The organism is Bacillus sp. JK106, assembly GCF_053663355.1.
This window is the reverse complement of sequence record NZ_JBSJQC010000003.1, coordinates 111631-137280: the sequence shown is the minus strand read 5'-3', so window position 1 is coordinate 137280 and position 25650 is coordinate 111631. Positions and strand designations below refer to the sequence as shown.

Sequence of the window (25650 nt, the reverse complement as noted above, 5' to 3'; positions counted from 1 at the left end):
TGATTTTTGAACGGTTTTAAACGTAGGACTGCCTTACCTTTTTTAAACGAATATAATAAAAACAGGAAAAAATATAAATGTTTTATGGTATGGTGTTCAATGTGTTAAACAATAAAATTAGGGATAAATGAGAGTTCAAATTGAAAAGTCTATTTGCTAAAATTCTCTTTATGTTGCTTGCAGCCGTTATAGCCATCCCAACTGTTGGAGCTTCGGCCTCGGAAGTGAAAAAAGCGAGTACTTCTAAACAGGATGTGCAATTTACTTATAATCCAACCGAGCTTCAAAAACTTGCTAAAGAATACTCAGTCCCGTCAGTTAAAGAAAAAGGCATTTTAAATGCGGCTGAAGAATAAAAAACTCTCGAAAATGGTAACTCACAAGATCAAATGAGTACTATGGGAGCTAAAAGCGCCGCAGCTAAAGAAGCGATTAAGGTTATTAGAGGACTAGCGAATAATGCTTGGGCAAAAGACATTTTAGGTACAATGTTCGGAAAGTCCACGGTAAACAAGATTATTAAAAACACAAACAAAATTTGTAAGGTTCTCGAAGGTATAACCGGAGCTCCTAAAGAGGTTGCTGCTATGGCAAGAAAACAAATTCCACCAGCTATTAAAGGTGCAGTTGGCGCAGGAGTTGCTGAAACAATTGGCATGGCGGTAGAATATATCATCCTTGCTGCAGATTATCTTGTTCTTTAAATACTAAAATTAAAGGTGATACCATGACTGGAAATCGTTTTGTAGACTGGTGTAACGAAAATAACCTAAATTCTGAAGACGAAACTTTTCTCGTCCAGTTGTCAGGTGCATTTTGTAATTATGAAAATGATAAAGCGAAAGAAATGAGTAAGCAATTATTCATTACCCGATATGGTGAAGAGCTTGGAATTAGCTCCATTAAAGGAGATAATCGATCAGAATATGAAGAGATTATTGGTATTTATGAAAAGCATAATTACAAGCAGAACGAAATTAATATAGATGAACTGCTGCAGGCATTATTTGAGACAGAGATGATGTTATCTTTAAAAGAAAAGTTTTGATAAAATCCTAATTGATGTATCATAGGGGTTTAATCAGCCACTATAGACTACAGAGTCCCTCACACGCTCTGTGGTTTTTTTGTTTAGATTGAATGTATCCAAATAAAAAAAGAAGCCTCAGAGGACTTCAAATTAATTAATTCTTCTCACATGCAAAGTTGTCATTATCCCGATCCATTTTAGATGTATAAGCAGGGTGAGTGCTTGGTACGCCATGCGGGTATTTCTTTCTCAGCTCTGTACAGTTTGCAAAGTGTTCTGTTCCTCCAGCAGAAGGGGAGGCTTGTGCAGAGTTAGAAGAGCTGCTTGATGCTGAACTGCTTGAATTTGAATTGCTAGGGTTCGATTTATGTGTCTCGGATTGGTGTGTTGTAACTGACTTTTGAGCCGGCTTAGATACACTTACTGATTTCTTCGGTTTCGTTGCGCAGCCATTAAATCCTTTATCAGTCACATACCCATTCTTACTCCAAATCTTCAAGTCTTTATCTTTCGCAGCTTGCTCATCTTTCTTATACGTGTCTAAATACTTCGTGTTTGGCTCATATACATAAGCTACTCGTGCTAATCCTTCTTTAAGCAGTGTTTCTTGTACTGATTTGCCATCTGCATAAACGTAAGCCAGCATTCTGCCATACTTGTCTGTACGATCTCCTTTATCAAACTCCAGTTGAAGTTTTCCCTTGTTAACCAGCTGTTTGTTTCTTGCTGAAGCCTCCTCACCATATGGTTGTACGCAAGAGTTTGGCTTCTTAGTTTTAGGCGTGTCAACAAGTAAATAACGAACCGTTTTGACTTCGCCTTTATAGTTTACTTTAATCGTATTCCCATCAACTGTTCTGTTAAGTGTTACATCGACCAGCCTTTTCTTTTTGTCAGACGCCTTTTTATCCGACGAATCCTTCTTTGAAGCATTTTCGGCTTTTTCATTGTTGTCATTAGTACTTTTGTCATTTGATTGAGTGTCTGCCTTTGTCTCTTTTACATCCTTTTCTTCTTGCTGCGTTGTTTTAGCTTTGTCTGAATCTGTTTTATCTGAAGAATCAGAATCAGACCCGCACGCGGCCAAAGAAAAGCTTAAAGATAATGCGCAAATACCTAACAGCCATTTCTTCAATGTAATTCCCCCAATTTGTTTGTTCTGTCTCTATATCGGACAAACCTTCCTAATTATAAATATAAAACCAAAGATTGTAAATTCCATTTTGGCATTTTAAGACACTCAAATACAGTTTTGAGGTAAAATTTAGTGGTCTAAACATTAGAGGAGGGAATTTATATGGAAGAAGGGAAGTTAATTCACATGACTCTTAATGGAATAAAGGATGCTGTTTCTAAATACGGAACTTTTCCTATGTTCCAACATGGGGGGCATGTCATGGAAGACGCTGCTTTTCAATTCAGAGATCCGGCCAGTCCTCACGAAGTTAGCAGTTTAGAAAAAAAGCTTGGGATAACTTTGCCTAATGATTATAAAGAGTTCCTATTCAATCACAACGGAATGGAAATGTTTAATGGTATTGAGCTTCTTAGCACAGAAGGGATAATTGAATTTAATGAAGTTCAAGACTTCCCTAAAGGCTATGTCCTAATTGGATACCACTATGATGGCAGGTATGTTATTGACACAAACAAATCAAATAAGGGATTAGAGTATATGTTGTATCTAGATTCAATTGATGACATTGAAGATACGGTATATTTAGACTCTAACTTTGAGGTATGGTTTGACATGTTAGTGTCTTCAAATGGAACAAAATACTGGGAAGTGAGCCCGAAAACTCAAGAGTATTATAAATATGTTTCAGAATAGAAAGTTTAGATAAAATCAAGTGGGAAGGAGACAGCTATGAAAGTATTTGAAGCAGCCTCGTTCATTTCAGCGGCGGAAAAGCGGGCGAAAGAATACGATCAGATTAGAGAACAATTTATCAATCTCAGGAAAGCTTTTCAGGAAATGGCTGACTTAGATGACAATGAGTTTTCAGGCAAAGGCGCTGACAACATTAAAGCTTTTTTCCAAGATCACGCTAGTGTCACAGACAGCTGGCTTGATTTGATCGATATGAAGATTGCTTTTCTTAACAGCATTTCAGGAAAAGTAGCTGATGCCGGATTGACCGATTCGTTTGTGGAAGAGTCATTTTTAGAACATGAGCTGATTCATGCGAAGAATAAATCACAAGCCATCATGCAGGAGCAGCGCAATGAAATGAAAGGTATCCTTGATGAAATCAGTGATATCATTCAACTAGAAGTTTTCTCGACAGAAGATGTCGATCAAAAGCTGGATTCAGCAGATAAAAAACGGGATGAGGCCATACATAAGCTCGGCAAGCTTGATCATGATCTAACGAAAGAATATGCAGAAACCGAGGCAAATGAACATTTCATTCAAGCTGATTTTCAACAGCTTCAAAATGCCACAGGCAAAGGAAAAAACGCCACTCCGCTTCACTATAACGCCAAGGCGTACAGAGAAAGTGACATACATAAGAAAAAAGGCGAGGTTGCAAGACATTCGGATGCTTATTTGACGATTAAAAAGGAAGAAGCGAAAGAGCGGGAAATCAAGAATCTGAAGAAAAAGCTCGCTGACGTTGTAACTGATCCGGATGAATATTTGGAAATTGCGAAGAAGATCGGCTATGAAAGCCTTGAACCTTCCCAGCAGCAATATGTCATTCAGATTGAACAAGCAAAACAGCTGGAAGAAGCCGGAGAAGTGACTTGGGATATATTAAAAGGAGCCGGCGTTGGTTTATATGATGTCGGGAAAGACACGGTAACCGGTCTATGGGACTTCATAACCGATCCGGGAGAAACCTTGTCAGCACTGGGAAACGCAGTACTTCATCCAGTTAAAACATATGATGCTGTTTCAGCAGCAATCGAGGAATCGTATCAAAAAGATATGGTGAACGGAGATGCTTACTCCAGATCAAGATGGGTGACATATGCAATTGGTTCAGCAGCTGTGGCTGTCGTCGGAACGAAAGGCGCAGGAGCCGTTAACAAAGCAGATGCGGCGGGGAAGGTCATAAACAAAGCGGGACAGGCAGGGAAGAAAATTAAAGACGTTAAGATTGCAGATTTGCTTCCTTATAACTCTAAGTATGATCTTGCTCTGTCGGGTGACGTACCATACAATGTGGTTGACAGCCAAAACCTTAAAAATGAACTTTTTATTAATGCAAAGAAATTAGATGAAACAAGAAAGCCATTTACAGCCCAGAAAGTAAATGTCCCTTGGTTAAATAAAGAAAAATATGAAGCATACGAAATAGACGGTAAGGTAAAAGTTAAAGGACAGCCTAGAGATGTAAACCGTAGGGTATATACAATGAAAGATATTGACCTTAATCAAAAAAATCGTAAAGGCCTTACGAATCTTCAACTGATGAAAAATGGTAACGCTCCGTTTGCAAAAGATGGAACCCAAATTAATTTGCATCATTTGATTCAAGAAGAGCCTGGCAATATGCTCGAGATACCTGAAAGCTGGCACAATAAGTACAGTGATGTTTTGCATGGATTAAAAGAGAATGGACAGAGTTTTAGAAACGATCCAGTACTTGATAAACAATATAAAAGCTTTAGGAGAAGGTATTGGAAATGGAGAGCTCAGCAATTTGAGAACCAAGAATAAGAGGTGAAAGTTTAATGGATTATTCAAAAGTGAAAACTTTCTTTGATGAAAATAAAGAAAATTCAATTCTCACCGGGGGAGTCACTGAAGATCAGATTAGAGAAATAGAAGAGGATCTTAATGTAACCCTTCCGGACAGCTATAAATGGTTTTTAACTGAGTATGGTTCAGGGGGAGCATACGGGACTATGATACTCGGTTATGACTCTCACGGTGCTGAAGTTGTCGAGCAGACCAATGAATATAAAAAGTATTATAACCTTTCCGATGGTCTCGTAGTTATCGAATATGTAGATGAATTTTCTTATTGTCTTGATACTAACAAGATGAAAAATAGTGAATGCCCCGTCATTCTTTGGGATAACCAAGAGGGATATGGTAAACAAGTTAGTAGCACATTCCTAGAGTTTTTAATAGAGGAACTAGAAGAAGCGAAAGACGACTGGATTGAGGATGAAGACTGGGACACTTAAGCAAAAGTATTACACTTGTGTAATCTATAAAAAATGTTTTTATCCAATAAACAAATTTTTTGTAAATCTTCCAATGGTTTCATTTGATCTGTTATAATCAAACTGTAAAATACAAACTGGTTATAGTGTATCTCTTTAATAAGAAATGCATAAAATAAAAAGAGCATGGTGTTGGTCACATCCCGTCAAAATTTGAGAGAGGGTGAATGCTATGGAAGGTCTAAATAACTCTTACAATATCACGAAAGATCCGAAATTTTTAGCGTTTTGCAGTTTAGCGACAGAAGGTGCAGGAATTAGTTCGAATCAGCAATGTTCAATTGGTTTTAATGAATTCAAAGAAGCGCTGGAGAATGGCAAAGTAGTTGATAATAAAAACCTTAAAAGCAGTTCGGAATTAAATCACCAGTTTGATTACTGGAAGTCCAGAATAACTGGGGGACGAGCTGTAACTGAAACTGATAATCAAGTGCTGGATATCATCAAACAAGCATACAATCTTGGAATGGTGACGAGAGATAATATGCTTTTGAGAAATCAAGCCATTAACGCGTATAAAACATCTATTTAATTTAAAATTAAAGCCCCTATTCAGGAAGGGGCTTTTGCTTTGCAACTCATTCTTGATGTTTAATCTAAAACCATAAAGTCCTGCACTTTTGTTTCTTTTTAGGCAAATCAAATTCATTAAATTTCTTTTTAGTACGGATATCAAAAATCCCCATATAGCCGCCAATGCCTTTTTTGTTTTCCTCTTGTGAAATCACATAAAGTTTTTGATCTTTAAACTTTGCATTCATAATACGGAAATTTTAAATCGAATTTTTCAAAAGAAAAATCTTTATCGTACTCAAGTAAGCAGGTTTATCCGAATTTGTTAATATATGTAACGTAAAATTTACCGCTTTTTTTGTCGTAATACATAGCGTCCGCTTGTTCGAGATCATCAGGATATTTTATGAATTTTGCTTTCCATGATCCTTTTTCGATTACAGTTAGTTCATGTTCTGAGCTAGCCACAACATATTTTTCAGAGTGATCAAATACATCTCCATAGGAAGCTAATCCAATCGTTTTAATAATCTCTTCTGTTTTTCTATCAATGACGTACAAAGACATTCCTTGAATGACGTAAATATACTTATCATTATCATCGCTTCCTCCCATGGTTACGAGGGTAGGCAAAGTCAGGCTATATTTTTTATTGAACTTTTTATCATTTACTTTCAGTTCATTTCCATTGGTGTCGACATTATAGGCTTTTACAGAAATATCTTCTCCTTGATACCAAAAAGCAAATGGATTGGATAATTTATGTTCTTTAATGGTGTTGTTTTTTAATGTGTAATAATATGGTTCATGTTCAGCTAACAAGACGATATCGTCTGAAGAGGGGGTTTTTTTCTGGATATATGGTATATCCGGTACCTTAAAGTATCGTTTATTGAATTTTTCTCCTTGGGATGTGGATATGAGTACGCTTTTCTTGATGAGTGGATTTGAATAGATAAAAAAGATTTTATCCTCGGTTGGATTAATTTTAGAAGTACGTACAGAGTGTTCACCTTTATTTATAAAGAATGCATTGATCAACAATATAACTATTGCACCAATTAGAACTCCTGAAATCCCATATAAAACATAAGACTTTTTCATATAACGCTCCTTATCTTTTATATACAATAAAAAGACACTTGCAGAATAAATCTGCAAAGTAAATGATTAGGAGCAGACAGTTTTTGATGAGCGGTCAATATCTGCAGGTGTGAAAAGTGCGCCTCCATTACTGTCTAGGTCGGTTCCTTTTGTGTTTTTGTATGATTGCCACACAAGATTAGAGCAATACTATTTATTTGTGCTTTTTTTGGTTGCAGCTATGAATAAGGCTTACCTGTTTTACTATGAAGGACAGCATTGCATAGAGCTCTACAGGTGAACACAGATCATAAAAAAACACCCCCTATGCGGGAGTGCCAAAACATTTATGCGGTTTGCCCTCGGCGTTCCGCTGAGAAGTCATTATGGTGATCAAGTGCGATATGGATACTGGCTGTGTGGCCTCTTCGGGCTTCTTTAAAAACTTTGTGGCCGTCAAGAAGATAATGTCCAACAAGCCCAAGTAAGATAACCAAAAAGATAAAAGCCGATGCAAATTTAAATTTCATAAAGACAATCCCCTCTCTGAATTTGTTTTTGGGCATAAAGCACTTTCTCATAAAAGGCTGTAGCTACTTTATGGTCTTCATTTACATTATAATACATTGCTGCATCAGTCGCTAGGTCTTCCACATCTGAAAGCATAGCTTTTGATTCTAAGTAATCTAAGATTTTAAAAAGTCGTTCTTTGTCATTCTCAACGAATAAACCCATAAGAAAATCAAACATTTTTCCTAATACGTCATCGTTCAACTCCTTTGACAGCATAAGACCTTGTTCACAAACCTGTTTTCCATCAACCGTGTTGAATAATTTAAAGTGCGTTTTTGCCAACATTAGAAGTATGTCAAGCAGTCGGCTAGAATTGTGAAGAGAATTACTTTGATAAATTGAGACGCCTTCTTTAAAATACTCCAATGCCTTCTCCATATGTCCTGTTGTAAATGAGCATAAACCGAGATTGTACAAAGAAGAACCTATTAACCGCGGCATATCAATTTCTTGTGCTTGTTTTAATGCATTCATGAAATGCGGTATTGCTTTTTCTGGATACTCCATGTCTAAATAATTCAGACCGATGACGAATGAACATTGGATTACTCTTATTGAGTATGTCTCGTGTGCTTTGTAGGTTTCTATTGCTTGAACAATATGATGCATAGACATGTGGGTTTGCTTCATGTGATAGTACACTTCAGCAACTTTATAGTGAAATTCAGCTCGCTCTATTTCATCGGGGACAATAGATATCTTCTTTTCAGCTCGGTTGTAAAAACTTATTGCTTTAAGATATTCGTACTGTTCAAATTCATACATCCCATGAAAAAAGTTAAAATAATATTCAAGAATTCCTTTTAGATCGCTTTGTTTACTTTCGATCTCTTCTGATAAGTCTGAAATTTTAGGTCGTTCTTCATTCATGGTTTTTGGTTCAAGGTAATCAAGCATTAATTGATGTCGAAAACACATGAGCGAGTAGTACAACAATAAATCTTGATCTTCTTCCATATGCTCTATTTCTTGTTCAACTTCACCCTTTAGAATTTCTGCATCTGCAACACTGAATAATCTTATATATTTGTACCATTCATTGATTTTTAAGCCAACCTTTGAAGAAGAGATCAATTGCTCCAAAAAAATCAACCTCCTAGTATTTCATCTGATTATGTAATATTTTATCATAATGTAATATGTTGGGAAGGGTGTTTTTTCTTAATTTCTCAATTCGGTGTGGAATGCGATAGAACCCCCCTCGTTAGAGAAGGGTACATGATCAGTTTGCTGTTGCGTTCAGTGAGGCAGCCACTCATCTAATGTTCCGCTTGTTGAACGGCTAATTCATATGCTGATTTTCCATCTTTACCGGCAGCGCTAGTAGCTCCAGTACTGCCTTTTTAATGAAGCTAACCATTCAAAAGTGATGAATATTCAAGGCGGGAGTAAGGGAAATTAACAAAAAAATGTGAGGGGATTTAGATGAAACGATTTATCTTGGTTATACCTTTATTGGCTGCTGTTATTGTCTCTCCAACTCAAATAAAAGCAAGTCCAATGCCTTGTAGTGCAGTACTCGAACCGGTGAATCAAAAATTGAAAAATGCGAAGGGTGCGGCACTAATCTATAAAGTGCAGTTATACCCGCCAAGTGCTGCAAGAACGAATATAAGTATTCTTGCTGTCCACCTTCCTCAGCCATCTTCTTATGGAAGCTACGACGGTTATGAAGGATTTGCCTTCAAAACAGGGGAGATCAGTTGGCGATTTAAACTATATCCGACTCCCGAGGAAGAGAGCCCTAATTGGGCTGGAAGGATTGATTCTATATCAGCTGAAATGACAAATGTTAAAGTGCAAGTACGCCTTTCAAATTCTAAGACACAAAAGTTGGGGCCGAGTGTATTAACAAACAATATCCAATCTTGCTATTAGAAATGTAGAGCTCTTAAAAGAGAGCAGTGCGCTTGATCTTTTGTAAATTGTCAAAAAAGGTAATTGTTTGAGAAATTATGGTAAAAAATGATGAAGAGTCCGTTAAGATGGAATGCCTGAAGTCAATTCATCATTTGACAGAAGAGAGCCGGCAAAAGTCGATATTGTGTTTGATTTTGTACATAGAAAGACGGCATAAAAAGAAGTGGTTAGCTAAAAAAAGGCAAAGAGTCAACGCTCTTTACCATCAGGTGTTTTCCTTAAGCGGTCTGCAATATGCTTAATTAAACTCAGCGCAGCAGTCACTAATGCAATAACTAAAACAATTTCAAGTAAGAGGATAAACCCAAAATTCAAACCGTGCCTTTCAAAGTAATCCTCAGTAAAAAAGAGCAATTGATAAATTCCAAGCATCAGCACAACAAAGGAAGCGCCTATAATAGCGAGAGACTTTTTAGAGAACTCCTTAGTATGGTTAAAATTATAAACCAATAAGAACAAAAATAGACAAGCCATGGCGATCTTATGAGTCAATGAATCACTTGCTGAAAACCCTTGCACAAGTAAGGAGATAATTAATCCGGTCATTCCGATTATTTTATTCATGATTTCACCTTCATTGGATAAGTATGATCTGGTGTCAGCTTACCAATTAAAGGTGATATTCTCAACATAATGCAGTTTAAAGTTAACTTAAAATCGTAATTTTAAAGAATTGAGGCCAAGGAAAAGAGCAGCATGAAAAGAAGGAATCTTGATATAGCAAGCACCAGTAAGACGAGCTATCAAACAATTGTTTGATACCTTATATAAAATTGATATCAAAGTATCAGAAAGAAAGCTTTCTGATTTATTTGCAGTCCAGGAAAAATTAAATACAATATGGTTTTATGAATATTTTCAGGGTAACGTCTGAGTGTAATATCATTAAAACACTCAGAGGGAGAATTAGGTTTGAGAAACAACATTGGTAAAATTGGAATTTTTGGAATTCTGCTGAAGAGTGGTTTGCTTTATGATTTTGGGGCAGGAGTTAAGGCGAAAGAGATAACTCAGACTTGGAATGATACTGAAAGCAACGTCTACGATCAACTTTGACAAATACTCAACTGCTACTGTCGTTTAAACATTAGGATTTGCTTTTAATTTGCCTACAGGGGGCTGGTCATCTGATTAGCCGGATTAGCTAATAATGATCATTCTAGGTGAATGTAAAATTGTTTACTTTAAGGATAGGCAGGAATGTAAGATGGCAGTGGCAATTTTAATGACAAAAGACCATGTAACGATTTATGAAGATAAGGATCGAAAGAAAAAATCGGGAGTGACAGCTTTAACATCACAGACAAAGGCGGCTCAAAAGCTGCTGCAATGTGATAAAAATAATCCTGCCTTAGGTGGGAGGATTATTACATGCTGTTTATTATGCTGTAAACAAACGCAACAATAAATAATGGATAAGAGAAAATAGCAATTAGTTTTGAAGATTTGCTCTTTTTTCAAATGTGTATATTAGTGCAAATCCTAAAAAGAATATTGTGACAAACCAAGAAGAATAGGACGGGTACAATGCAATAAGTAAGACAATAAGAGTGGATAACGCAAAAGAAGAGTCAAGTGTTATTTTCTGATCGTTTTTCAAATAAACCGCCTCCTTACACGTATTCCACATTAGACCGCTTAAAGAAGGTGTTGTGGTTGATCAGCCAATTGAATATTTCATGATGCAATTGTGCGGTTCTATGTTGGTGAAGACCTCGCCGTGTTCCATAAGAATGAGTCGTTTTAGTCTGTCATTTCCTAAAACAGTGTTTTACTCTTGTTACAAATATGCAAGAAGGGCGGTTTGACCTTGTATAGAGTGTTTATAATGCTGTTAATTTTGTTATGTATAACATTAGGGTGTCAAGACCAACATAGCAAACATTTTATGGAGGCTGAGCAAACCATGGTCGGCTATGTCATTTTAAAAGGAGAGAATCAAGCAATTCTCATACCTAATGAAAAAGCTGATGTTAAAGACTATGAAAATCTTAGTGAAAAAGAAATTATTGAAAAGTATAGATCGGATATAGTTTTACTGGGGCTTAGTCAACTTAACAATAAAGATGACTTGAGCAAAGGACAAAAAATTCGTATTTGGTATTAAAAATTAAATGAATCTTCACCGCCAAAAACAAACATCTCAAAGTTTGAAAGTATTTAGTGTTTATTCTTTGATTCCCAGGAATACCGCTGCGAAACTGAAGCGGCATATTGAACCGAAATAATGCTTTCAAACCTCACGTCATTCTGCATTCGCGGTGGCTTATTCCTGCCCCGGGATTTATTTGACGATTGTTGACTCAGGTGCAGAGAAGGCACATGTCAAGAACACATTTTGAATGACTGGGCACCTTGAATAAAGACAGCATTCCCATATTCATATGCGAAGAGATCGGTACTGAACGCTGGATCATACATTTGAACAAGCTTGCGAGGCTTTGATAAAGAAAGAACAGTCAAGAGACGAACCATTACATACATATAATACTCCTGTGAAAGCGGGGGTGTAGTTTTGGAACCTTACCAACGTTATGAGGAATTAAAGAAGAAAACAATAAAGGTTGTCCATAAAGATAATTACAGTATCCGCTATATAGAACAGGATGAAGCGAGTAATGACTTAGATGAATTTTATAAACAATTTGCTCAGCATTTATTGGAGGCTGCTTTGGAAAGGAGTGCAGAGTAAGCTTCTTTTTTTGATTTGTTTGTGGTAAGTATCTTAATAAACGGCTTTATCGGTACTGATATTAATCACATGCGTCACTTCTTGCAGCAAAGCGGCTTCTGCGACATTTTGTCCGCCGATAAGGTTGGTTTGAATGGCTTCAAAGGGATTATCCTCACATGTCGGAACCTGCTTCAGCGCAGCTGTGTGAAAGACAATATCAACACCTTTCATCACTTGGTTGACTCTTCTGTAGTCACGAACATCGCCGAGCACAAACGACAGTCTTTGTTCATCCGCGTATTTTTGTTTCATCACATATTGTTTGCTGTCATCTTTGCTGAACACAATAACTTCTTTAGGGGTTAAGAGCAAAAGGCGTTTTACTATTTGGCTTCCGATTGATCCTGTTCCGCCTGTGACGAGAACAGTTTTATCGTGAAAAAACGGTTGTAGCTCTACTGCTTGCTGTTTAGGCATGGCTTATCCTCCAACTCTCGTTTCTCTACCATGCATCATATGTTGAACAATTTCAGCGAGTTAATGAAAGAAACCAATAAATCAAAAATTAGAGAAAAACATTAATCTGATGCGCTTTCATATGGCTTTACCCGATTAATAGAATAGAAATCACAAATAAAACATTGTACTAAATATTCATTTCAAATATTTGTCCACGTCAATTTTTTCTCTCCATAAATTCTCACATGCGGACAATCTTCACAAAAACTTAACACTGAACTTCCTGTATGTATTTTACAATTAAAGTGCACGTTCATAAAAGGAGGATGGAAAATGAATCATTCAAAAACACTTTTGTTAACCGCGGCAGCCGGATTGATGCTCACATGCAGTGCGGTTTCTTCCCAGGCCAAACATAAGCTGTCTGATCCTTATCATTTTACCGTGAATGCGGCGGCGGAAACGGAGCCGGTTGATACAGCCGGTGATGCAGCTGATGATCCTGCGATTTGGCTCGACCCCAAGAATCCTCAGAACAGCAAATTGATCACAACCAATAAAAAATCAGGCTTAGTCGTGTACAGCCTAGAGGGAAAGATGCTTCATTCCTATCATACCGGGAAGCTGAACAATGTTGATATCCGCTATGATTTTCCGTTGAACGGAAAAAAAGTCGATATTGCGGCGGCATCCAATCGGTCTGAAGGAAAGAATACCATTGAGATTTACGCCATTGACGGGAAAAACGGCACATTACAAAGCATTACGGATCCAGACCGCCCGATTGCATCAGCAATTGATGAAGTATACGGTTTCAGCTTGTACCACAGTCAAAAAACAGGAAAATATTACGCGATGGTGACAGGGAAAGAAGGCGAATTTGAACAATACGAATTAAATGCGGATAAAAATGGATACATATCCGGCAAAAAGGTAAGGGCGTTTAAAATGAATTCTCAGACAGAAGGAATGGCAGCAGACGATGAATACGGCAGTCTTTATATCGCAGAAGAAGATGAGGCCATCTGGAAGTTCAGTGCTGAGCCGGACGGCGGCAGTAACGGAACGGTTATCGATCGTGCCGACGGCAGGCATTTAACCCCTGATATTGAAGGACTGACGATTTACTACGCTGCTGACGGGAAAGGTTATCTGCTTGCATCAAGCCAGGGTAACAGCAGCTACGCGATTTATGAAAGACAGGGACAGAACAAATATGTTGCGGACTTTCAGATAACAGACGGGCCTGAAACAGACGGCACAAGCGATACAGACGGAATTGACGTTCTGGGTTTCGGGCTGGGGCCTGAATATCCGTTCGGTCTTTTTGTCGCACAGGACGGAGAGAATATAGATCACGGCCAAAAGGCCAATCAAAATTTTAAAATGGTGCCATGGGAAAGAATCGCTGATAAAATCGGCTTTCATCCGCAGGTCAATAAACAGGTTGACCCGAGAAAACTGACTGACAGAAGCGGAAAATAAACATGAAAAAAGCAGCTTATCCAAGCTGCTTTTTGATGTGAAGAGCGTTTCATGAGAAAGTCTTGGAACGGATAGCCGTAAGCACAGCCGGCAGCCGGTCATACGTGTACGCCGGTACTGTCTCTTGATAATTAAGCGCCGCGATTTGTTTACGTTCACCCGGGTTTGTCATATAAAAATGGATCTTATCCGCAAAATCCGCAAACCCGCTGTAAGAAACAAATGATGAAAACGGGGGCGCGGGAGAAAGGTCTGTCAGCTGAAAGGCCTGACAAGCCGCAATGTCTAAGCTTCTCGTATTTAAACTGGTATTTTCGATGCCGCGTCCGTTCTGATTGAGCGCAAACCGATAAGAACGGTGAGGGTTTAAGACCACGTCTGCGCTGTTGTAATATAATGCGGCATGTTCGGGTTCAATCCATTCATCCATTACGAGCACATTTTGCTGCCTGGCGATTTTTTTAGGCAGATGTCTGCGCCATCCCTTCCCGATAATACGAAGCGTATACGGAAGCTTCGCCGCTGCTTTCACCAGTTCAACGCGGTTCGGATACGGGTATCCGATCAGAAGCAGATTTGTGTGAAGAGAGGCTTCAGCAGGTTGTTTCTTAAAAAGCCGCTGATTAACGGGGATCGGGACATAATATACGTGCTGTAAGCCCATTTGCCGGTAAGCATCAAGCGCGTTTTGTTCTATCGTTAAAACGGCATCGGCAAGCGGGGCGATTGTCATGCTCACATCGAAATAAAAAGGATCCTCCGTCATCCATAGATAAACGGGAATCTGTTCTGTCTTCAGCCATTGAAGCCATTCAGACGGAATACGGTCTCCCGTCATCATCAGACTGATGTCTGGTTTGAATGCCCGTATACTGCGGATGGTATCTTCCTCAAACTCAGAAACAGAAAAAAAGCGGACGGAAGACTGTAAAAAGCCTTCCTCGATCCAGCGGTCAAGATACGTGTATATGCCTTTATATCCTGAACGGATATATAAAACGTTCATATGCTGTTACGAAGTGAACGTGACACTTTCAACTTTGTCGACGTCAAGCAATGTTGTAGCAGAGCCTGCCGGTGTAACGGAATTTTCCTGCGTAACAAAAACGATTCCGTGAATTTCGTCAAAGGAAACAAATTGAACCGGGCCGATCATGTCTCCTGAATCCATTACAATGCTGATGACAGTGCCGGGCTGAATTCTTGCAAAAATCCATCTCGCCGCTAATGAAATACCGCTTCCCAATACTGATTGTGCGCTGAGACTGTCTTTCGCCGCTGCTTCATCTACTTTTGCATCAATTGCCGATTCCAATAATTCTTTTACGCTGTTTTTCACGTTATCTCCTCCATCTGTGCCGCCAGATAAAGCGCTGTTGTCAAATACAGGGGCTAAAAGAGTTTTCAATAAGTTCTTTTTAAGCTCCAAACGATCCTCGCTCATGCGGACATACACCTCCTTTAACAATTTCAACCTCACGTTTATTCATATTCCTGATTGAAGAGATTGGTATAAGTCGAATGCCGTTTTGCTTGTGTTTTTTTCAATATTTAATCAAACAGCTGAATTTTCGAATCAGGCTTTGTTTGCCTATGCGGATTGTAAGAGAATGACATACGTTGTATAGATTAAAAAATGAAGGAGAGGAATATTTTGGATTCAGGAGAAACTGTAAAACACGGGGGTTTTGAGGAGGAATTTCAGCTCGTACTGCTTCTTCTTCTTTTGTTATCTCATCAGCCGTCCGGAGATCATTCAGATTTGCGGCGTCAGCTTATAATGGCAAAAGAGCTTGGGGTTCCTGTACCGCGCGTCAATCTGATTAACGGCAGCACACTGCAGAACGTAATTGTCAAAGAAGTGCTGTCAGATTTGGCCGTTTTTCAAAATCCGCTCAATAATACGAGATCAAACGTCGCGATTTCAAGCATCGTCAGCTGGGGTGCTTTTTAATAACGGATATCAGGCTCTGTCTCTTTCGGAGCCGTTTTTTACGTTTTACAGAAGGGGTGATGGGATGGAAAAGAAGATCTCAATTATCTTAACGAGTTACAACAAACCGGATCTTGTGAAACAGGCGATTGAAAGTGTTTTGCATCAGACCTACAGCAATTGGGAGCTGTTTGTGATGGATGATCATTCAAATGAAGAAACCTCGGCTGCCATCAGTACGTATATAAAAGATCATCGCATATATTATGACAACAGTTTTATCAATCCGGCCGAACGGCTGAAGTCGACCCGGTATGCCGTTTTGATTAATGATGCGCTTTCACGGGCCGAAGGCGAATACATCACTTATTTGACAGACGACACTGTATTTCATCCGGATAGGCTCAGCCGCATGGCGCAAGCACTTAATCAATGCAGCGAGTTTGATGCCGTCTATTCCAGCCAGAAGGTGATACATGTAAACGGGCGCGGAACAGAACAATTCCACTTCTATCGTTTTGCTGAAGAGGTGCTTGATCAGGCCGCTTTTCTCGTTGATCACTGTTCAGTGATGCACCGGAGATCATTGCTTGAGCGTGTGAAAGAGAAGTTCGGCAGCTTTTGGGACGAAGATGTTATTCATTGGAATCACGGAGACTCTGTTTTTTGGAGCAGGCTCAACACATTTACATCATTTCTGCCGATAAAAGAAGTGTTGGATACGACCTATAAAACACCCCACTCATTTCAGAACACGTATCAATCGCTTCCGTCTGTCCTGATCGACGGATCCTTTGTAAAGGGGACGGACCAGAAAGTATATCAGCTTGACCGAAATAAAAGGAAGCCTGTAAACGAGCGCTGGCATACGTTATATGAAGGCCGAACCGTCGTCATTCCGGATCCGTTTTTATTTCAATATGAGGAAGAGGACTCCGCCAGTATTCCGAATTTTCAGCTCGTCAGGGATCAGTTTCATGTTTATTTTATAGAAGACGGGGAGAAAAGGCTGGTTGATCATAGCGCATTTCGCTTTTACCGATTTAAACGGCATGACATTCCGGCTTTAGAACGGGCCGAAATACAATCGCTTCCGGACGGTCCGCCGATCAGCCGGGGGACAGCGGGCTGTATTCAACATCTGCCCGGGAGAATGCTGTTTCGCATTGAACGGAAATTTTATGTTTATTTGAGAGGGGTTCTCCATCCGATCAGTCATGACGTAGCGAAACGCTTTTTTGCGAATCAGAAGGCGATACCCATTTCCTTTCAGCAAATTAAACAATTACCAATTGGAATGCCGTTCTATCCGGTGTACGATGAAATTATAAGAAATCTCAATATAACAAAAGGTTGAGAGATGCAGTCGGATGTGTAAGGAAAAGGAGAGCTTTTATGACCGATCAATTTGATAAAACCGAGAAGCAGTATATAGAGCTTACTTCCGGCATTCAGAGGTTCGAGCATTTCAGTGTATATACGGACCCTTTTTTGCCGCAGATTTTTTCGCATAACTTTGTTCAGCTGCACCGTACATTTCCGTTAGACAAACTGTTGCCGTTTTTTTCGTCCGTTCCGGGCATGCTTCAAGCCAATTATATTCATGTGAAAGCGTCTCCGGAGCACGCATTTCCGCTTCTTCTGAAACAAACTCTGGTAAAGCAGGGCTGCGTAGTGGAAGATGAGCTGTTTTTTGCAAGGAAACTGGCAAATGGGGACCTGCAGGCAGGACACCCGCTCACTGCTTGGGGGACGGACAAAAGCCTCGCCGACGGGTCGTCTATTATGAACATCTATGATGCCCTTTACATTGGCGAGGCGGCGGCCGAACAAAAGCTTGAGCGGAAATATCCTTTGTATAAGGACGGAACGGTTATGCTTGTCGTGTGCTACAGCGACGCCTCGCAAACGATTCCGATCGGCTGCGGAGAGCTTTTCATCAACAAAGCAGATAAAACCGCAAAAATAGAAGAAGTCGCAATTCTGGATCAATTCCAACGAAAAGGCTACGGATCGATATTGATGAATGAGCTGATGGCGGCGGCAAAGCTGAACGGCATGGAAACCGTATACCTTGTGACGTCCGGGATGGACGGTGTAAACCGCTTTTATGAAAAACTCGGTTTCAAAAGATTTCGGCGCGTGCATACAATTTTTCATTATTTTCTTACATAGTTGGGCATTCGCATAAACCAATTGGGAGTTGGCCCGCATACAATGCCGTATATCGTAAGAAGAAAGGATGATTTGCGTATGTACGGATACGGATATGGCTACGGTTGCGGCAGTTTTGGCTATGGTTACGGGCACGGCGGCTGCGGAGGCGGAACCAGCACTTTTGTGCTGATCGTGGTATTGTTTATTTTATTAATCATCGTCGGTGCGGCTTTTATTTGTTAGACTGAAAAAAATCCTATTATGAAAATCAGCCTGCAGAGAACATCACTTTCTGCAGGCTTTTTGTTATTTCCATGCTGAAAAATCAGCTTGAAAAACATTTTAATACATATTACCTTTCTGGAGAAGGGGGAGAAAATGTGAACATAACGATTGAAGAATTACCCGAATCCAGAATTGCTTATTTCCGAAACGTCGGAGAGTATGGCGGAAACTGATGGAGCCATTTAAAAACTGGGCGCAATTGAATGGCCTGCTTGATCATCCTGTCATTTTAGGAATTCCGCAAGATCATCCGAATCGTACTCCTAAAGAGAAATGCCGCTATGATGTTTGTCTTGTTACCAATCAAGACCATGTGCCTGAACCAGCCCGGATCGGTACATTTTCCGGAGGGAAGTACGCTGTTTTCTTGCTTGATCATACAAAAGAGGCAGTCAGCGGATTTTGGAACACTGTTTTTTCTGAGATCGAAAAAAATAATTTATCAATCAGAGAACAGCCCATTATCGAAAGGTATACTTTACAAAAGGTGAATCATCATTTGTGTGAAATATTGATTCCCATACAGTAAAGAAGACGGGAATTTTCCGCCTTCTGCTTATACAGATTCAGATCAAAAATGATGTGATGATGAGCTGAGCAGATAAATAGCAGAACCGAAGAAAGAATAAAATCAACAGTAGTAATAGAATTTCCAGAACGCTCTTCAGGCTGTCGGGACATCTCCGGCAGCCTGTTTTACAGAAAGGTATTTTCTGCAAAAAACTTTTTGAAGGAAAGAATGCGGTTATTCATCTGTTCATACAATGAAGCAAATGGGTTTTCGAGGTGGAAAGATATGGGGAGCTATTTAATCAAACCGGAGCTTGACGCAAATTATCCGTCAGTCAGTCATGGAAAGGGATCATATGTGTATGATCAGGAGGGGAACAAGTATCTTGACGGAGCATCGGGGGCGGTCACTTGCAATATCGGTCACGGCACCGAGGATATTATACAAGCTTTAAAAGAGCAGCTTGACTCCGTTTCGTTTGTGTATCGCTCGCAATTCACCAGTACTCCGGCAGAAGAACTGGCTTTATTTCTGGCCGATCATCTGCCGGGCGGGCTGAATTGGTCATTTTTTGTAAACAGCGGCTCAGAGGCAGTCGAAACAGCGATGAAAATAGCCGTTCAATATTGGCAGGAAAAAGGGCAATACCAAAAATCCGTCTTTCTATCAAGATGGGGCAGTTACCACGGCATTACTTTGGGAGCGCTTTCATTATCGGGGTTCTACGAACGGAGATACCGCTTCACCCAGCTGCTTGAACGGTTTCCGGCCGTTTCAGCGCCTAATATGTATCGTTCAGAGCTGAAGGGAGAGGAATTTGTGAAAGCTGCGGCGGCTGAACTGGAAACGGCTGTTCAGCGGATCGGTTCCTCATTTATCGCGGGTTTTGTCGCAGAGCCGATTGTCGGAGCAGCCGGGGCGGCCATCACTCCGCCGGCAGGTTATTATGAAGCGCTTGAGGTTGTCTGCCGCAGGCACGGTATTTTGTTTATTGCGGATGAAGTCATGACGGGGCTCGGGAGAACAGGGCGGATGCTTGCTTCTGAGCATTGGGGGATCGCCCCTGATATCGCGGTGCTCGGAAAAGGGTTAGGCGCCGGTTACGCTCCGATTGCGGCAGCTGTTGCGTCTGATGACATCATTGAAACGATCAAGCGGGGCTCCGGGGTCATTATGAGCGGACATACGTACAGTGCCAACCCATACTGTGCAAGAGCGGCGCTTGAAGTGCTTCGCTATGTCAAGAAACACGAGCTGCTTCGGCAGTCAGAGGAAAAAGGCGTAATGCTGAAGCGGAAATTAGAAGAAATCAAAGACCGCAGCGGGGTGATCGGGGATGTCCGCGGTAAAGGCCTCCTGATCGGGGTTGAATTCGTTAAGGATAAAACGACGAAGGACGTTTTTTCGAAAAAACAGGCCTTCACCGAAAAAATCATTAAAGCGGCAAAAAAACGGGGCCTGCTTATTTACCCTGCAAAGCCCGGTATTGACAGCGGAGAAGGAGACGCCGTCATCATCGCCCCGCCATTCACGATTTCATATGCGGAGCTGGATGAGCTGTCAGATCTATTTTCCCAGTCCGCAGAAGAAGCTGAAAAAATGATGAAGAAGGATTGAGCTGATATGTCTATTTTTCATAAAAAAATCGATATTCATGAAGCAATTGCCGATGTCAAGGACGAATCTGTCATCATGTTCGGCGGTTTTGGAGGAGTGGGTTCACCTCCGTCATTAATCGAAGCGATTTTGGAAAGCGGCGTTAAAGAATTGACCGTCATCTGCAATGATGCCGGATTTCCGGAAATCGGTATCGGCCCGCTTATCGTTCATAAGCGGGTAAAAAGGCTGATCGCTTCCCATATCGGTTCAAATCCTGTCGCAGGCAGACAAATGACTGACGGAGCGCTTGAGGTGGAATTTTCGCCGCAAGGGACGCTTGCTGAACGGATTCGCGCAGGCGGAGCGGGGCTAGGCGGTATTTTAACTGATATCGGCATTGATAACGCAACCGTTTGTGAAAACAAAGAAACCGTAACGATTGACGGAAAGTCCTATTTAGTTGAAAAAGCGCTGACGGCTGATTTCGCTTTTGTGTCCGCGCATATTGCAGATGAATTCGGAAATCTGACGTTTGACAAAACGGCGCGCAACATGAACCCACTGATGGCTGCTGCGGCCGAAAGAACATTTGCTGAGGCGGCAGAGATTGTGCCTGCCGGCGAACTTGACAGCGAGCATATTGTAACGCCGGGCGTTTTCGTAGAGGGTGTCGTGCAAAGTGAAGGAGTGAAGTGGAGATGGGCTTGGGAATAGCGGAAAGAGAGAGTATCGCGAGGCGGGCCGCCAGTGAAATTACCTCAGGTATGATTGTCAACCTGGGGATCGGCATTCCTTCTTTAGTGCCGGACTTTCTGCCGGCCGGCATGGAGGTAATGCTGCAGGCGGAAAACGGCGTCCTCGGGATCGGCGGTAGTCCGGAGCGCGGAGAGGAGGATGAGCTTTTATGCAATGCGGCCGGATTTCCTGTCAGTACAGTTAAGGGTGCTTCCTATTTTGATTCAGCTCTGTCTTTTGCCATGATCAGAAAAGGGCTGATAGATATTACCATTTTAGGCGCGCTCCAAGTCAGCAGGACAGGTGATCTCGCCAATTGGCTCGTGCCGGGGAAAAAAGTGCCCGGAATGGGCGGGGCGATGGAGCTTGCCCAAGGCGCGAAAAAAGTGGTTGTCGTCATGAGCCACACCGATCAGAAAGGCCGGCCGAAGCTGGTCGAAAGCTGTTCATTGCCGCTTACAGCAGCGGGCTGTGCAGATCTCATCATTACAGAGAAAGCCGTCATCAGCATAGATGAGGGAGCTTTTGTTCTTGAGGAACTGCTGAATGGCACGACCATAGACGATGTCATTCAAACAACGGACGCCGAAATCAGATTGGGAGAATGTTTTCTTAAAAGGGGGTCTGTCCATGGATCAATTAGAAAAGAAAGTCACTGAGTGGGCGGAAGAAAACACAGCAAAAGCGGTAAGCCTGCTGAAACGGCTGATCGGGGAAAAAAGCACGTTCGGCCATGAATTTAACGCACAGGCAGTCGTTTTAGAAAAACTGAGACAGTTTGACATGGATATTGATGTCTGGGAGCCGAGTGTCAAACAGTTGAAAGAGCATCCTTATTTTGTATCGGAACGCGAAGACTTCCATGAAAGCCCGAATATCACAGCCGTAAAGAAAGGGGCCGGGGGCGGAAGATCACTGATACTGAACGGACATATTGATGTTGTCCCGGAAGGAAATCCCGCCGCATGGACGTATGAACCGTTTACCGCTGTTGAAAAGGACGGCAAAGTTTACGGACGCGGTTCAACGGATATGAAAGGCGGCAATACAGCCCTCTTGTTTGCGTTAGAAGCGCTTGAAGCCTGCGGGATTACGTTAAAAGGAGATGTTCTGTTTCAAAGTGTCGTAGATGAAGAGTGCGGCGGCGCGGGAACACTGGCGGCTGTTATGAGGGGCTACAAGGCTGACGGGGCGCTTATTCCCGAACCGACTAATTTAAAGCTGTTTGTTAAGCAGCAAGGTTCTATGTGGTTCCGCATTACGGTAAGGGGATTGTCCGCACACGGCGGCACCCGCTATGAAGGGGTGAGCGCCATTGAAAAAAGCCTGCATGTCATCACAGCCCTTAAAGAGCTTGAACACGTCCGCAACGCCCGTATCACAGACCCGCTTTATCGGGACGTTCCGATTCCGGTTCCCATTAATATCGGCACCGTCCAAGGGGGAACGTGGCCATCATCGGTAGCTGACCGTGTGGTGATAGAAGGCAGGTGCGGAATAGCGCCGGATGAAACGCCCGAAGCAGTAAAAGAAGAGCTGGCAAGCTGGCTGAAAGATTTGGAGTACCGGGATGAATGGTTTAAACACCACCCCGCGGAAATAGAATGGTTTGGGGCTCAGTGGCTTCCGAATGATCTCCCGGATGAGCATCCGCTGATTTCCGCTCTGGAATCTTCTTTTGAGAAAATGAAAGGGGCAAAACCGGTTCGTGAAGCGTCCCCGTGGGGAACGGACGGAGGGCTTTTGCAGCACGCGGGACAGACGCCGGTCATCGTCTTCGGTCCGGGGGAAGTCAAGGCGGCGCATCAGGCGAATGAATACATTGAAGTCCGGGCGTTAATCGATGCCGTCAAAATCATTTCTCTTTTTATCATGGAATGGTGCGGGGTGGCAGATGGGGGTGACGGAGCTGATAAAGGAACTGAGGGCTGAAAGCGGAGCGGCCGAGATTGATGCAGACCGTTTCAATGAGCGGCTCAGAGTCATTCGCTATGACGGACAGATCACGGCGCTTATACCGGCCGTTTTGGCAGAAGCAAAGCAAGAAGGAGCCCAAAAGGTGATTTTCTTTGCCAAGCGCGGCGATGAGCCGGAATTTGTCAAGCATCTTTTTATTGTTGAGGGTGTCATAGACGGGTATTACAACGGGCATGAGGCTGTTGTGATGGTGCGCTATTTATCAGAGGAACGGAGACGGTCAGATTCATATGTATCAGAAGATTCGACTGTTGACTGTTTATATGAGACACCGCGGCGGGGACTGACTCAAACAGAAAGCACGCTGATGTTCAGAAAAGCGGACGAAGATGATGCGGACCGTTTAACGCACTTATATAAACATGTTTTTCTTACCTATCCGACTCCTGTCTTTAATCCCCTTTATATTAAAAAAACAATGAAAGAAAACACCATCTATTATGCCGCATTCGATCAGGATCGTCTCATTGGGGCGGCAAGCGCAGATATCAATCCGGTATTGGGGCACGCTGAAATGACCGATTGCGCGGTTCTGTCAGATTACAGGGGGAACTCCGTAACGGCACACTTGTTTAAAGCGTTGGAGCAGGAACTCGCTGGCCGGGGAATCATTCATCTTTTTTCCTTGGCCCGTGCAGCGTCTTACGGGATGAACGCCGTTTTGTATCATGCGGGATACGGCTACAGAGGCAGGCTTGTGAACAACTGCCGCATTTCAGAAGGGCTCGAAAATATGAATATATGGTGCAAGACTTTACGTTTGGCCATTCATAAGGAGGAATTCGTTTGACAAACAAATGGTTTCAGCCGAAGCGTCATTGGAAGGAGATTGAATTGTGGAAAGATGTGCCGGAAGACAAGTGGAATGATTGGCTGTGGCAGCTCACCCATACTGTAAGAACCGTCGATGACCTGAAAAAAGTCATTCATTTGACCGAAGAGGAAGAAGAAGGCGTCAGGATGTCTGTAAAAACCATTCCCCTGAACATTACGCCTTATTATGCTTCTTTAATGGATCCCGATAACCCGAGATGTCCGATCCGCATGCAGTCCGTGCCGCTGTCAGAAGAAATGCACAAAACGAAATATGACCTTGAAGATCCGCTGTTTGAAGATGAAGATTCACCGGTTCCCGGTCTTACGCACCGCTATCCCGACCGCGTTCTTTTTCTGGTGACAAATCAATGCTCGATGTATTGCCGATACTGCACCAGAAGGCGTTTTTCCGGACAGATCGGAATGGGGGTGCCGAAAAAACAGCTCGATGCGGCAATCGCTTACATTCAGGAAACGCCGGAAATCCGTGACTGCCTGATTTCCGGCGGAGACGGGCTTTTAATCAACGATCAGATTCTGGAATATATTTTGAAAAAACTGCGTGACATTCCCCACCTTGAAATTATCAGGATCGGAACGAGAGCGCCCGTCGTATTTCCGCAGCGGATAACGGATAACCTTTGTCAGATTTTGAAAAAATATCATCCGGTCTGGCTGAACACTCATTTTAATACGAGCATCGAACTGACGGAAGAATCGGTTGCGGCGTGTGAAAAGCTCGTTAACGCAGGTGTTCCGGTCGGTAACCAGGCCGTTATTTTAGCAGGCATTAACGATTCGGTGCCGATTATGAAAAAACTCATGCATGATTTAGTGAAAATCCGCGTGCGTCCGTACTATATTTATCAATGTGATTTGTCAGAGGGAATCGGCCATTTCAGAGCGCCTGTTTCAAAAGGATTGGAAATCATTGAAGGGCTGAGAGGCCACACAACAGGCTTTGCCGTGCCGACCTTTGTCGTCGACGCCCCGGGCGGAGGCGGTAAAATCGCCCTGCAGCCGAACTACTTGCTCTCCCAAAGTCCGGAGAAAGTAGTGATCAGAAACTTCGAAGGGGTGATTACATCTTATCCCGAGCCGGAAAACTATATCCCGAATCAAGCCGACGACTATTTTGAATCTGTTTTTCCGGGAACAATGGCCAAACGCGAGCCGGTCGGACTGAGCGCCATTTTCGCGGACAAAGAGGTTTCGTTCACACCGGAAAATGTATCGAGAATCGACAGAAGGAAAACGTTTACATCAAACCCTGATCATGAAACGCTGAAAGACCGCAGGGAAAAGAGAGATGAATTGAAAGAAAAGAAATTTATTGCACAGCAAAAGAAAGAGCAAAAAGCAGGATCGGAAGTCGGAGGTGAGTCGCCGTGAAGCCATGCGAGTGGTGCGGCAATCAGAAGGCGTCAGCTTGTCAGGCGGCTGTGTACTGGGAGCTTCCTGACGGTACGAGAGCCATAGAAATTACAGAAACACCCGCATTCGCCTGTTCCTCCTGCGGCATGACGTATCAGGAGGAAGCGGTCATAGCGGAAATCGAAAATCAGCTTTTTTTAGTCAATGCAAAAAAATTACCGGAAACACTCACATATCAAGAGCTGATGAGGACAGAACGGATCTTGAAACGGAATTATTTTGACTTCTCCTAGTCTTCTTTTGTTGTAATTTCACACTTGAATTGTATAATAGTACAACAAAAGACA

At 42.0% G+C, this 25650-nt stretch carries 31 protein-coding genes and 3 pseudogenes; 25 read left to right on the top strand and 9 right to left on the bottom strand.

Features of this window, described 5'->3' with window-relative positions; genetic code table 11:
- Window positions 1–140: 140 nt before the first annotated feature.
- From ACWJJS_RS11085 to ACWJJS_RS11075, 3 genes are read left to right on the top strand one after another with little or no spacing between them, the layout of a single operon-like run.
- The gene (locus tag ACWJJS_RS11085; protein WP_454023580.1) at window positions 141–356 is read left to right on the top strand and encodes a hypothetical protein; all 216 of its coding nucleotides are present in this window, start codon (window positions 141–143) and stop codon (window positions 354–356) included.
- A gap of 42 nt (window positions 357–398) precedes the next feature.
- Complete coding sequence (locus ACWJJS_RS11080; protein ID WP_454023579.1) at window positions 399–704, top strand: hypothetical protein; 306 nt, start codon at window positions 399–401, stop codon at window positions 702–704.
- A 23-nt stretch (window positions 705–727) separates the two neighbouring features.
- Window positions 728–1048: a hypothetical protein gene (locus ACWJJS_RS11075; RefSeq protein WP_454023578.1), complete on the top strand. Its 321-nt coding sequence runs from the start codon at window positions 728–730 to the stop codon at window positions 1046–1048.
- A 136-nt stretch (window positions 1049–1184) separates the two neighbouring features.
- Here ACWJJS_RS11075 and ACWJJS_RS11070 read toward each other — a convergent pair whose 3' ends face one another.
- Window positions 1185–2165 (bottom strand): thermonuclease family protein, encoded by a 981-nt coding sequence (locus ACWJJS_RS11070; protein ID WP_003153650.1) that lies wholly within the window; start codon window positions 2163–2165, stop codon window positions 1185–1187.
- Window positions 2166–2426: 261 nt separating this feature from the next.
- On the opposite strand from ACWJJS_RS11070, the gene ACWJJS_RS11065 reads away from it, so the two are divergent.
- The 4 genes from ACWJJS_RS11065 to ACWJJS_RS11050 all read left to right on the top strand — a co-directional run bounded on the left by ACWJJS_RS11065 (window position 2427) and on the right by ACWJJS_RS11050 (window position 5741).
- On the top strand, window positions 2427–2861 hold the full coding sequence (locus tag ACWJJS_RS11065; protein WP_088412337.1) for an SMI1/KNR4 family protein: 435 nt from the start codon (window positions 2427–2429) through the stop codon (window positions 2859–2861).
- Window positions 2862–2897: 36 nt separating this feature from the next.
- On the top strand, window positions 2898–4697 hold the full coding sequence (locus ACWJJS_RS11060; RefSeq protein ID WP_454023577.1) for a T7SS effector LXG polymorphic toxin: 1800 nt from the start codon (window positions 2898–2900) through the stop codon (window positions 4695–4697).
- A gap of 14 nt (window positions 4698–4711) precedes the next feature.
- A complete protein-coding gene (locus ACWJJS_RS11055) occupies window positions 4712–5170 on the top strand; it encodes an SMI1/KNR4 family protein (RefSeq protein WP_454023576.1) in 459 nt (152 codons plus the stop codon).
- A 211-nt stretch (window positions 5171–5381) separates the two neighbouring features.
- On the top strand, window positions 5382–5741 hold the full coding sequence (locus tag ACWJJS_RS11050) for a hypothetical protein (protein ID WP_003153654.1): 360 nt from the start codon (window positions 5382–5384) through the stop codon (window positions 5739–5741).
- A gap of 59 nt (window positions 5742–5800) precedes the next feature.
- Here the strand turns inward: ACWJJS_RS11050 and ACWJJS_RS11045 are convergent.
- From ACWJJS_RS11045 to ACWJJS_RS11035, 3 genes and pseudogenes are all read right to left on the bottom strand, one after another.
- Window positions 5801–6826, bottom strand: a pseudogene (locus ACWJJS_RS11045) (hypothetical protein).
- A gap of 326 nt (window positions 6827–7152) precedes the next feature.
- Entirely contained in the window at window positions 7153–7335 is a 183-nt protein-coding gene (locus ACWJJS_RS11040) for a hypothetical protein (RefSeq protein ID WP_003153655.1), read from the bottom strand.
- Window positions 7325–8461, bottom strand: a complete 1137-nt coding sequence (locus ACWJJS_RS11035) for a Rap family tetratricopeptide repeat protein (RefSeq protein WP_077722480.1) — start codon at window positions 8459–8461, stop codon at window positions 7325–7327. The genes ACWJJS_RS11040 and ACWJJS_RS11035 overlap by 11 nt, the downstream gene beginning before the upstream one ends.
- A gap of 342 nt (window positions 8462–8803) precedes the next feature.
- Between ACWJJS_RS11035 and ACWJJS_RS11030 the strand changes: the two genes are divergently transcribed.
- Window positions 8804–9256, top strand: coding sequence for a hypothetical protein (locus ACWJJS_RS11030; RefSeq protein ID WP_077722479.1), 453 nt, complete (start codon window positions 8804–8806; stop codon window positions 9254–9256).
- A gap of 231 nt (window positions 9257–9487) precedes the next feature.
- On the opposite strand, the gene ACWJJS_RS11025 is transcribed toward ACWJJS_RS11030, so the two are convergent.
- Entirely contained in the window at window positions 9488–9862 is a 375-nt protein-coding gene (locus ACWJJS_RS11025; RefSeq protein ID WP_048367415.1) for a YoqO family protein, read from the bottom strand.
- Between the two features lie 348 nt (window positions 9863–10210).
- Here ACWJJS_RS11025 and ACWJJS_RS11020 point away from each other — a divergent pair, with 348 nt between their 5' ends.
- Window positions 10211–10354, top strand: a complete 144-nt coding sequence (locus ACWJJS_RS11020; protein WP_229873573.1) for a hypothetical protein — start codon at window positions 10211–10213, stop codon at window positions 10352–10354.
- Between the two features lie 151 nt (window positions 10355–10505).
- Window positions 10506–10706 (top strand): hypothetical protein, encoded by a 201-nt coding sequence (locus ACWJJS_RS11015; RefSeq protein WP_003153660.1) that lies wholly within the window; start codon window positions 10506–10508, stop codon window positions 10704–10706.
- Here ACWJJS_RS11015 and ACWJJS_RS11010 read toward each other — a convergent pair.
- Window positions 10666–10898: pseudogene (locus tag ACWJJS_RS11010) on the bottom strand (hypothetical protein). The gene ACWJJS_RS11015 and the pseudogene ACWJJS_RS11010 sit on opposite strands and share 41 nt — an antisense overlap.
- Window positions 10899–11186: 288 nt before the next feature.
- Here ACWJJS_RS11010 and ACWJJS_RS11005 point away from each other — a divergent pair.
- Together ACWJJS_RS11005 and sprB are read left to right on the top strand one after the other, a co-directional pair.
- Window positions 11187–11405 carry a DUF3221 domain-containing protein gene (locus tag ACWJJS_RS11005; protein ID WP_454023575.1) on the top strand — a complete coding sequence of 73 codons (219 nt, stop codon included), beginning with the start codon at window positions 11187–11189 and terminating at the stop codon, window positions 11403–11405.
- A 408-nt stretch (window positions 11406–11813) separates the two neighbouring features.
- Window positions 11814–11990 (top strand): recombination directionality factor SprB, encoded by a 177-nt coding sequence (sprB, locus tag ACWJJS_RS11000; RefSeq protein ID WP_003153662.1) that lies wholly within the window; start codon window positions 11814–11816, stop codon window positions 11988–11990.
- 33 nt (window positions 11991–12023) lie between these two features.
- Here the strand turns inward: sprB and ACWJJS_RS10995 are convergent, their stop codons facing one another.
- A complete protein-coding gene (locus ACWJJS_RS10995) occupies window positions 12024–12449 on the bottom strand; it encodes an SDR family NAD(P)-dependent oxidoreductase (protein WP_003153663.1) in 426 nt (141 codons plus the stop codon).
- Between the two features lie 315 nt (window positions 12450–12764).
- Between ACWJJS_RS10995 and phyC the strand changes: the two genes are divergently transcribed.
- Window positions 12765–13916, top strand: coding sequence for a 3-phytase (gene phyC, locus ACWJJS_RS10990; RefSeq protein WP_070081991.1), 1152 nt, complete (start codon window positions 12765–12767; stop codon window positions 13914–13916).
- A 49-nt stretch (window positions 13917–13965) separates the two neighbouring features.
- On the opposite strand, the gene ACWJJS_RS10985 is transcribed toward phyC, so the two are convergent.
- Window positions 13966–14922, bottom strand: a complete 957-nt coding sequence (locus ACWJJS_RS10985; protein WP_454023574.1) for a CgeB family protein — start codon at window positions 14920–14922, stop codon at window positions 13966–13968.
- A 6-nt stretch (window positions 14923–14928) separates the two neighbouring features.
- Window positions 14929–15360, bottom strand: a complete 432-nt coding sequence (locus ACWJJS_RS10980; protein WP_003153666.1) for a hypothetical protein — start codon at window positions 15358–15360, stop codon at window positions 14929–14931.
- 210 nt (window positions 15361–15570) lie between these two features.
- On the opposite strand from ACWJJS_RS10980, the gene cgeC reads away from it, so the two are divergent.
- The 12 genes and pseudogenes from cgeC (at window position 15571) to ACWJJS_RS10920 (ending at window position 25596) form a co-directional block, all read left to right on the top strand.
- On the top strand, window positions 15571–15870 hold the full coding sequence (cgeC, locus tag ACWJJS_RS10975; protein ID WP_079891442.1) for a spore maturation protein CgeC: 300 nt from the start codon (window positions 15571–15573) through the stop codon (window positions 15868–15870).
- Between the two features lie 64 nt (window positions 15871–15934).
- Window positions 15935–17206 carry a glycosyltransferase family 2 protein gene (locus ACWJJS_RS10970; RefSeq protein WP_003153668.1) on the top strand — a complete coding sequence of 424 codons (1272 nt, stop codon included), beginning with the start codon at window positions 15935–15937 and terminating at the stop codon, window positions 17204–17206.
- 38 nt (window positions 17207–17244) lie between these two features.
- Window positions 17245–18024, top strand: coding sequence for a GNAT family N-acetyltransferase (locus ACWJJS_RS10965; RefSeq protein WP_454023573.1), 780 nt, complete (start codon window positions 17245–17247; stop codon window positions 18022–18024).
- A 78-nt stretch (window positions 18025–18102) separates the two neighbouring features.
- Entirely contained in the window at window positions 18103–18249 is a 147-nt protein-coding gene (locus ACWJJS_RS10960) for a YjcZ family sporulation protein (protein WP_014418145.1), read from the top strand.
- A 137-nt stretch (window positions 18250–18386) separates the two neighbouring features.
- Window positions 18387–18820 (top strand): annotated as a pseudogene (locus ACWJJS_RS10955) (AraC family transcriptional regulator).
- A 267-nt stretch (window positions 18821–19087) separates the two neighbouring features.
- Window positions 19088–20419, top strand: a complete 1332-nt coding sequence (locus ACWJJS_RS10950) for an aspartate aminotransferase family protein (protein ID WP_003153672.1) — start codon at window positions 19088–19090, stop codon at window positions 20417–20419.
- A 6-nt stretch (window positions 20420–20425) separates the two neighbouring features.
- Window positions 20426–21115, top strand: coding sequence for a CoA transferase subunit A (locus ACWJJS_RS10945; RefSeq protein WP_003153673.1), 690 nt, complete (start codon window positions 20426–20428; stop codon window positions 21113–21115).
- Entirely contained in the window at window positions 21100–21795 is a 696-nt protein-coding gene (locus ACWJJS_RS10940; protein ID WP_003153674.1) for a 3-oxoacid CoA-transferase subunit B, read from the top strand. Before ACWJJS_RS10945 ends, ACWJJS_RS10940 begins: the two co-directional genes overlap by 16 nt.
- Entirely contained in the window at window positions 21767–23068 is a 1302-nt protein-coding gene (locus ACWJJS_RS10935) for a peptidase (RefSeq protein WP_003153675.1), read from the top strand. The genes ACWJJS_RS10940 and ACWJJS_RS10935 overlap by 29 nt, the downstream gene beginning before the upstream one ends.
- Window positions 23031–23903: a putative beta-lysine N-acetyltransferase gene (gene ablB, locus ACWJJS_RS10930; RefSeq protein WP_229154189.1), complete on the top strand. Its 873-nt coding sequence runs from the start codon at window positions 23031–23033 to the stop codon at window positions 23901–23903. Before ACWJJS_RS10935 ends, ablB begins: the two co-directional genes overlap by 38 nt.
- Window positions 23900–25321: a lysine 2,3-aminomutase gene (gene kamA / locus ACWJJS_RS10925; RefSeq protein ID WP_176283382.1), complete on the top strand. Its 1422-nt coding sequence runs from the start codon at window positions 23900–23902 to the stop codon at window positions 25319–25321. The genes ablB and kamA overlap by 4 nt, the downstream gene beginning before the upstream one ends.
- Window positions 25318–25596 carry a YokU family protein gene (locus ACWJJS_RS10920; RefSeq protein ID WP_077722472.1) on the top strand — a complete coding sequence of 93 codons (279 nt, stop codon included), beginning with the start codon at window positions 25318–25320 and terminating at the stop codon, window positions 25594–25596. The genes kamA and ACWJJS_RS10920 overlap by 4 nt, the downstream gene beginning before the upstream one ends.
- The last annotated feature ends 54 nt before the right edge of the window (window positions 25597–25650 follow it).